This is a genomic window from Nautilia sp. (assembly GCF_053994455.1).
Map to the genome: position 1 here is coordinate 1 of NZ_JBMYAU010000049.1, position 7,899 is coordinate 7,899.

A 7,899-nucleotide genomic window follows, 5' to 3' on the forward strand; every position below is an offset into this window, starting at 1 on the left:
CGCTGTGCGGATGGGCGTTTATTTCCGTGGGTTTACCGTGTGTAGCCCATCTCGTATGCCCTATTCCGCATAAAGGATTTTTAAATTTTATATGATCCACTTTTCTTTGAAGGTTTTTTAGTTTTCCGACGGATTTGACTATTTTCAGGCCGTTTTCATCAAACACGGCTATCCCCGCACTGTCATATCCCCTGTATTCAAGTTCCTTCAGTCCGTCTATAAGAAATTTAGTGATATTTATCCTCCCTATACAGCCTACAATGCCGCACATTCTTAAAAATCCCTCTGATAAAAATAATTCGTAGCTTCTATAAATCCTTGAACGCTCCCGCAGTCAAATCTTTTACCTTTAAACTTATAACCTATAACCATTCCCTCTTTAGCTTGTTTCAACAGAGCATCCGTAAGCTGTATTTCACCCCCTTTTCCGGGTTTTGTCATTTCTAAAAGTTCAAATATATCCGGTGTTAATATATATCTACCTATAATCGCAAGATTGCTCGGTGCTTTTTCCGGTTCCGGCTTTTCGACCATATCTTCTATCATATATATATTTTCTTCTATTTTTTTCCCTTTTATAACACCGTATTTATTTACTTGATCTTTTGGAACTTCTTCTATAGCTATTATAGTACATTTAAACTTTTTATATAGTTCCGTCATCTGTTTTATAACGTCGCCTTCACACAAATCATCCGCTAACACAACCGCAAAAGGATTATCCCCTATTAAAGGCTTCCCGCTTAAAACGGCATGTCCGAGTCCTAGCATCTCTTTTTGTCTTACATACGTAAACGTACACTGTTTGATCATTTCGTTCGTTTTATGAAGAAGTTTCGCTTTGCTTGAATTTCTTACCTTCGCCTCCAATTCAGGATTGTGATCCAGATAATCTTCAATCGCCCTTTTGTTTCTTCCCGTTACAAACCCTATCTCTTTTATGCCTGCGTTCATACATTCTATAATACCGTAATGGATAAGGGGTTTGTTTACAATAGGAAGCATCTCTTTGGGTACCGATTTTGTGGCCGGTAAAAATCTTGTTCCGTATCCCGCAGCCGGAAATAAAGCTTTCGTAATCATCTGTTCTCCTTTAAATCGCATTTTAATGAAAGTTCGATTAATTTTTTTGCAAGCTCCTTGCTCTTGTCTATCACATACACGTTGTGATTCGAATAAAATTCTTTTTCAATATCCGAATCCGTAAGTACAATTATATTCAAATTAGGGTTTATATCTAAAATATTTTCCACTATCATGTGCGTATGATCTTCATTCTGTGTAGTTATGATAACCGCAGCGGCATCTTCTATATGAAGACTTTCGAGCATTTTTTTATTAGCGGCATTGCCGAAAATTACATTGTCTCCGTTTTTAAGTCCTTTTTTAACCTCTTCTATCTGTTTGTCTATAGCGACATAAGAAATTCCCGCATCCGTCAGTTTTTTGGCCACTCTTTGCCCTATTTTATCATATCCTATCAAAATAATATGTCCGGCCGTTTCAGCCGGTTTTAACATAAACTCTTCAAAATCCTGAATGTCTTTATCAAACAAATCGGCGATTTTATATATATATCTGACAATAAAAGGCGTTAAAACCATCGAAATCACCGTTACAACAACCAATTTCTGCAACAAACCGGCCTCAACCAAGTTATGCCTGCCCATTAAAGCGAATATTACAAAAGCGAATTCGCCTATCTGTGAAAGAGTAAACGCCGTTTTTACTGCTATTCTGTTATGTTTTACGAAATATTTAAGCATCATGTAAATAACACCGGCTTTCACCGCCATAAACAGAAATGTCATTAATAAAATCGTAAATATATTATGTATAACAAAAGAAACATTCACCATAAGTCCCACGGATATAAAAAACACTCCGAGCAGTATATCCCTAAACGGAACCAAATCCGCCTCAATCTGGTATTTGTATTTAGTTTCACTTAAAATCATCCCGGCAAGAAACGCTCCGAGAGAATAACTGAGCCCGAAAAAATGCGCGATTTCGGCAGCCGTTAATACTACCAACAAAACGGTTGCGATAAATATCTCATCCGATTTTGTTTTTGTAGCGTGCGAAATTACAAAAGGGGCTATATATTTACCGTATATCCATATAAACGCCCCGAGTGCGGCGAATCCCCCGAGCGTTTTAAAAATAAGCTGCGTTAAATTTGCGTCCTTGTTTACAATAATCGAAATGGCTATAAGAATAGGAATAACCGCAATATCCTGAAAAAGAAGAATTCCGAGTGAAATCCGTCCGTAAGGTTTTGAAATTTCCCTGTTTTCATTTAACAGTTTAAGCACTATGGCCGTGGAACTTAAAGCCACAGCGGCACCTACGATAAAAGCTATCCTCACATCCAACTTCAAAACAAACCAGAAAAAAAATCCGAAAACACCGCTTACAAGCGACATTTCCGCAATACCGAACCCGAAAACCTCTTTTTTCATGGATTTGAGCTTTTCCGGAGAAAACTCAAGTCCTATCATAAACATCAAAAAAACAATACCCATTTCAGCGACTATTTCAATAGTATGTTTGTCTATATCAAATATGTTGCTGACTATTATTCCGGTAAAAATATATCCTATTATGGGGGGAATTTTGTATTTTGCAAAAGGTATGTTGAAACTAAGAGCAATAAAAAGCAAAACGATAACAATCAAAACGGGATTAGCCATTAACGGCCTTGATAAATACCCCTCTTTCCCTCGGCCCGTCGAATTCAACAAAAAAAACACCCTGCCATTTTCCTAAAACTATATTCGCATTTTCAATAATCAGCGTTAAATTGCTTCTTAAAAAAGCGGCTTTAAGATGCGCCCTCGCGTTAGAATGCGTATATTCCCTGTACGGTACTATATCTTTAAGCATTCCGAGCAAATCCCTTCTAAGGGTTGCGTCGCTTTTTTCAAAAATTATTACACTTGCGGTAGAATGCGGACAGAAGATTGTTACTATCCCGTTTTTTACCCCGCTTTTTATAACCGCTTCTTTAATATCTTCGGTAATATCGATTACTTCGGATTTGTAATTCGTTTTAAATGTTAATTTCTGCATACTTTCTCCTTTTTATCTGAAATGTTTTTTGTCATCCGTTTTATGTAAAAACTCTTTTAAAAGTTTATATTCTTTTTTATCAAAATATCTGGTTTTCCCCGTCGGAAGCGCATTAAGACTCACCCATCCATAAGATAGTCTTTTTAAATCCATAACTTCACTTCCGAAATTTGCGAAAAATCTTCTGAGTTCCCTGTTTTTACCCTCTCCTATTGCAACCTTTAAAGTTGAGTATTTAGGTGAATTCTTAATAATCTGCGCACTCAAAAACGGTTTTAACGCCATCTTTTTAATATCACTCTCCTCATGAGCTCCGGCGTCGCCGACTTCAACGCCTTCTTGCATGGCTTTTATCATATCCTCGGTAACTTCGCCTTTGATTTTCAGTTTATACACTCTCGGCAGATCCGAATTCATAAGTGCATGGGCGACTTTCGGTAAATCTGTTAATATCAACAATCCTTCACTATTGAAATCAAGTCTTCCTACCGGTATGAAATGTCTGTATTTTTTCGGCAGGGAATCGTAAATCGTTTTTCTGCCCCTGTCGTCTTTTTTGGTTACGAGTTCGCCTCTGGGTTTATTGTAAACGATACAGGTGTACTTTGTACTTTTTTTAACCGCTCTGCCGTTAACCGCCACTTTGTCGCCCTCTTCAACTTCGAAACCGGGCTCTTTTATAACACGTCCGTTAACTTTAACCCTTCCGTCAAAAATCAGTTTATCCGCTTCTCTTCTTGAATAAGTCGTATGGTGACTTATAAATTTGTTTAATCTCACTTTTTTCCTTTTGTATATTTTAATTTATTAGTATATCGTTATATTGGCTATTTGCAATAATTCGAATTTATTAATTTCAAATTCTTAACTCTCCGTTCTCAATTATTTAATTCCCGCTTCGACTAAGTTGTGTATGTGTATAACGCCGGCTATTTTTCCGCTTTCATCGGTTACAGGCAAAAACTGTATTTTATTGTCTTCCATAAATTTAAGCGCATCCGCGGCAAGTACTTCTTTGGATATCGTTTTCGGATGATGTGTTGCGAAATTTACCGCTTTTTCTTTTAAATCGAACTTTTCGCTCATCATCGCCCTTCTCAAATCCCCGTCGCTTAAAATAGCTTTTACTTTATCATTGTCTATAAACAAAACATGCCCGAGTTTTCCTTCGGTCATTTTAATTATAGCTTCCTGGAGAGTGTCGTTTTCACCGGCTACTGGGAACTCTTTTTTCATCAGATCCTTGACTTTTACAAAGAGTTTTTTACCGAGACTCCCCCCCGGATGAAATGAGGCGAAATCCTCTTTTGTAAAATTTCTTTTTTTCATAAGGCATACGGCAAGCGCGTCACCCATGGCAAGAGTAAGCGTTGTAGAGCTTGTAGGAGCTATATTCAAAGGACAGGCTTCCTTATTTACGTGAATGTTTAAAACCACATCGGCATATCTTGCAAGCGTGGAATCCCCTCTTCCGGTCATAGCTATTAAAGGCACTTCGAATCTTTTAATATGAGGCAGAATCTTTATAAGCTCCTCGCTTTCCCCCGAATAGCTGATAGCAAGCACCGAATCGCTTTTGGTAATCATTCCGAGATCCCCGTGCAGCGCCTCGGTGGGATGCAAAAAAAAGCTCGGTGTCCCCGTACTCGCCAGTGTCGCGGCTATTTTAGAGCCTATAAGCCCGGATTTTCCCACTCCCGTTACGATTAGTTTGCCTTTGGTGTTATATGCGATTTCTACGGCTTTTTCTATTCCCTCAACACTTGCGTTTAAAAGCTCGTTCGCTTCAATTTCGAGCACTTCTCTTGCTGTTTTTTTAAAATCCACCTGTTTCCTTTTTAATTAAAATTATATCAAAAAAACGGTGTTACTTTTTCACACATATGCTTAAATAAAATATTTTAAACTGTAACTATTTGTAAAAATAAGCGTTATAATTCAAACAAAAAAGGATTCTCATGAGTTTCATTGAAGAATACAAAAAACATACTGAAGAAAGAGCAAAACTTGGAATTCCTCCACTGCCTTTAACTGCTGAGCAGACTGCGGAACTCGTTGAACTTTTAAAACAGGTTCCCATTGTTGAAGAAGAATATTTGATGGACCTTTTCCTAAACCACATCAACCCGGGTGTTGACGACGCGGCATACGTAAAAGCGGCGTTTTTAAACGACATCATTCAGGGCAAAACTTCATCTCCCGCAATCTCTAAAAAAAGAGCCGTTGAAATCCTGGGAACCATGCTCGGGGGTTACAACGTAAAGCCTCTAATCGACGCACTGAGCCACGAAGATAAAGAAGTTGCAAAAGAAGCTGCAAACCAGCTTAAAAACACTCTGCTTGTTTATGATGCGTTCCACGACGTTGAGGATTTGGCAAAAGCCGGAAACAAATACGCAAAAGAAGTACTTGAAAGCTGGGCAAACGCCGAATGGTTCACAACTAAACCGAAACTTCCCGAAAGCATCAAAGCCGTAGTTTTTAAAGTACCTGGCGAAACAAACACAGACGACCTTTCACCGGCAAGTGAAGCGTTTACAAGAAGCGACATTCCATTGCATGCGCTTTCTATGCTAAAAGCAAAAATACCTAACGCACTTGAAATTATCGAAGAGCTTAAAAAAACGGGTCACCCTGTAGCATTTGTAGGTGACGTTGTGGGTACAGGTAGTTCCAGAAAATCTGCGGCAAACTCTGTAATCTGGCATATCGGTGAAGAAATCCCTTACGTACCGAACAAAAAAAGAGGCGGTATTGTAATCGGCGGTGTTATTGCACCTATTTTCTTCAATACTTGTGAAGACGCGGGAGCCCTTCCAATCGAAGCACCGGTTGAAAACCTTGAAACAGGCGATGTTATCGAAATCAGACCTTATGAAGGTAAAATCCTTAAAAACGGTGAAGTTGTTAGTGAATTTAAACTTAAACCGAACACTCTTCCTGATGAAGTTCAAGCAGGCGGCAGGGTACCTCTCATTATCGGAAAAAACCTTACTAAAAAAGCAAGAGAATCACTTGGACTGGAACCTGAAACGGACATCTTCACAAGACCTGCACAGCCTGAAGAGAAAAAAGGCGTAGGATATACACTTGCCCAGAAAATTATAGGTAAAGCCTGCGGTATGGAAGGTGTAAGACCTGGAATGTATGTAGAACCTACTGCAACAACTGTAGGTAGCCAGGATACTACAGGCGCAATGACAAGGGACGAAATCAAAGAACTTGCGGCACTCGGATTTAACGCTGACCTTGTAATGCAAAGTTTCTGTCACACAGCCGCTTATCCGAAACCTGCGGATATCAAGCTTCACCACACTCTTCCTGCGTTTATTACCAGCAGAGGCGGTGTAGCGCTCAGACCAGGGGACGGTGTTATCCATTCATGGCTTAACAGAATGATTTTACCTGACACACTCGGAACAGGCGGGGATTCACACACAAGATTCCCGATGGGTATTTCATTCCCTGCAGGTTCAGGGCTTGTAGCGTTCGCAGCCGTTACTGGAAGTATGCCTCTAAACGTACCTGAGAGTGTACTTGTAAGATTCAAAGGTGAGCTTCAGCCCGGAATTACTCTAAGAGACCTTGTTAACGCAATTCCATACTTTGCAATCAAACAAGGGCTTTTAACGGTTGAAAAGAAAAACAAAAAGAACGTATTTAACGGCAGAATCCTTGAAATCGAAGGTGACATCATCAGAAACCTTACAATCGAACAAGCATTCGAACTTGCTGACGCCAGTGCGGAAAGAAGTGCGGCTGCATGTACGGTGGATGTCAGTGAAGATCAGGTTGCCGAATACCTGAAATCAAACATCAAACTTCTTGAAGCCATGATTGAAGCGGGATATGAAGATAAAAGAACTATCCAAAGAAGAATCGACAAAATGAAAGAATGGCTCGAAAATCCAAGCCTGCTTAGAGCGGACAAAGACGCTGAATATGCGGCTGTAATAGAAATCGACCTGAATGAAATAACCGAGCCTATCGTTGCATGTCCGAACGATCCTGATGACGTTGCTACAATTTCCGAAGTACTGGCTGATTCAAACAGACCACACAAAATCGATGAAGTGTTTATCGGAAGCTGTATGACAAACATCGGTCACTACAGAGCCGCCGGTGAAATCCTTCAGGGCGAAGGTCAGGTGCCTACAAGACTTTGGATCGCTCCTCCTACAAAAATGGATAAAGAACAATTAACTGAAGAAGGATATTACGCAATCTTCGGTCAGGCGGGTGCAAGAATCGAAATTCCGGGATGTTCATTATGTATGGGTAACCAGGCAAGAGTTGCGGATAACGCAAACGTATTTTCAACATCAACAAGAAACTTCGACAACAGACTAGGTAAAGGCGCGAAAGTTTATCTCGGAAGTGCCGAGCTTGCAGCAGTAACAGCAATGCTTGGAAGAATACCAACTAAAGAAGAATACCTTGAAATCGTAGAGAAAAAACTTGCAGGTAAAGAAGACAAAGTTTACAAATACCTGTACTTCCATCAAATGCCAGAAGACTACGTAAGAAAAATGCTGAGCTTAACGCTTCAGTAATTTTTCTTCTTTTTTTTCTTTATGATATCAGTCCAATATATAACATTTAACAAATTTCCAATAAAGTGACAGACACCTAAATAAGTTATATTAAACCGATAATTATACCAAAGCCCAAATGACAGCGAACAATATGTAAGGAATAAGAATTGCTTGAAGTGAAGTATGAAGAGGTTAGAGGTAAAAGAATTACATACAATAGAGGAATTAAAAAAAGAAATAAGAAACACTAAAGACGGACGATATTCATTAAGGCTAAGATGTGTGCTGTTAA

6 protein-coding genes and 1 pseudogene are annotated in these 7,899 nt (G+C 39.2%); 1 reads left to right on the forward strand and 6 read right to left on the reverse strand.

What is annotated here, in order from left to right:
- From ACXJIE_RS03370 to ACXJIE_RS03395, 6 genes and pseudogenes are all read right to left on the reverse strand, one after another.
- Positions 1-271: pseudogene (locus tag ACXJIE_RS03370) on the reverse strand (glutamine--fructose-6-phosphate transaminase (isomerizing)); the annotation flags it as partial.
- A 2-nt stretch (positions 272-273) separates the two neighbouring features.
- Positions 274-1,083: a UTP--glucose-1-phosphate uridylyltransferase GalU gene (gene galU, locus ACXJIE_RS03375; protein ID WP_456479570.1), complete on the reverse strand. Its 810-nt coding sequence runs from the start codon at positions 1,081-1,083 to the stop codon at positions 274-276.
- Entirely contained in the window at positions 1,080-2,693 is a 1,614-nt protein-coding gene (locus ACXJIE_RS03380; protein WP_456479571.1) for a cation:proton antiporter, read from the reverse strand. The genes galU and ACXJIE_RS03380 overlap by 4 nt, the downstream gene beginning before the upstream one ends.
- On the reverse strand, positions 2,686-3,072 hold the full coding sequence (locus tag ACXJIE_RS03385) for a secondary thiamine-phosphate synthase enzyme YjbQ (protein ID WP_456479572.1): 387 nt from the start codon (positions 3,070-3,072) through the stop codon (positions 2,686-2,688). The genes ACXJIE_RS03380 and ACXJIE_RS03385 overlap by 8 nt, the downstream gene beginning before the upstream one ends.
- Before the next feature lie 12 nt (positions 3,073-3,084).
- The gene (locus ACXJIE_RS03390; protein WP_456479573.1) at positions 3,085-3,852 is read right to left on the reverse strand and encodes a pseudouridine synthase; all 768 of its coding nucleotides are present in this window, start codon (positions 3,850-3,852) and stop codon (positions 3,085-3,087) included.
- A 102-nt stretch (positions 3,853-3,954) separates the two neighbouring features.
- A complete protein-coding gene (locus ACXJIE_RS03395; protein WP_456479574.1) occupies positions 3,955-4,899 on the reverse strand; it encodes a KpsF/GutQ family sugar-phosphate isomerase in 945 nt (314 codons plus the stop codon).
- A 131-nt stretch (positions 4,900-5,030) separates the two neighbouring features.
- Between ACXJIE_RS03395 and acnB the strand changes: the two genes are divergently transcribed.
- Positions 5,031-7,625 carry a bifunctional aconitate hydratase 2/2-methylisocitrate dehydratase gene (gene acnB, locus ACXJIE_RS03400; RefSeq protein ID WP_456479575.1) on the forward strand — a complete coding sequence of 865 codons (2,595 nt, stop codon included), beginning with the start codon at positions 5,031-5,033 and terminating at the stop codon, positions 7,623-7,625.
- The last annotated feature ends 274 nt before the right edge of the window (positions 7,626-7,899 follow it).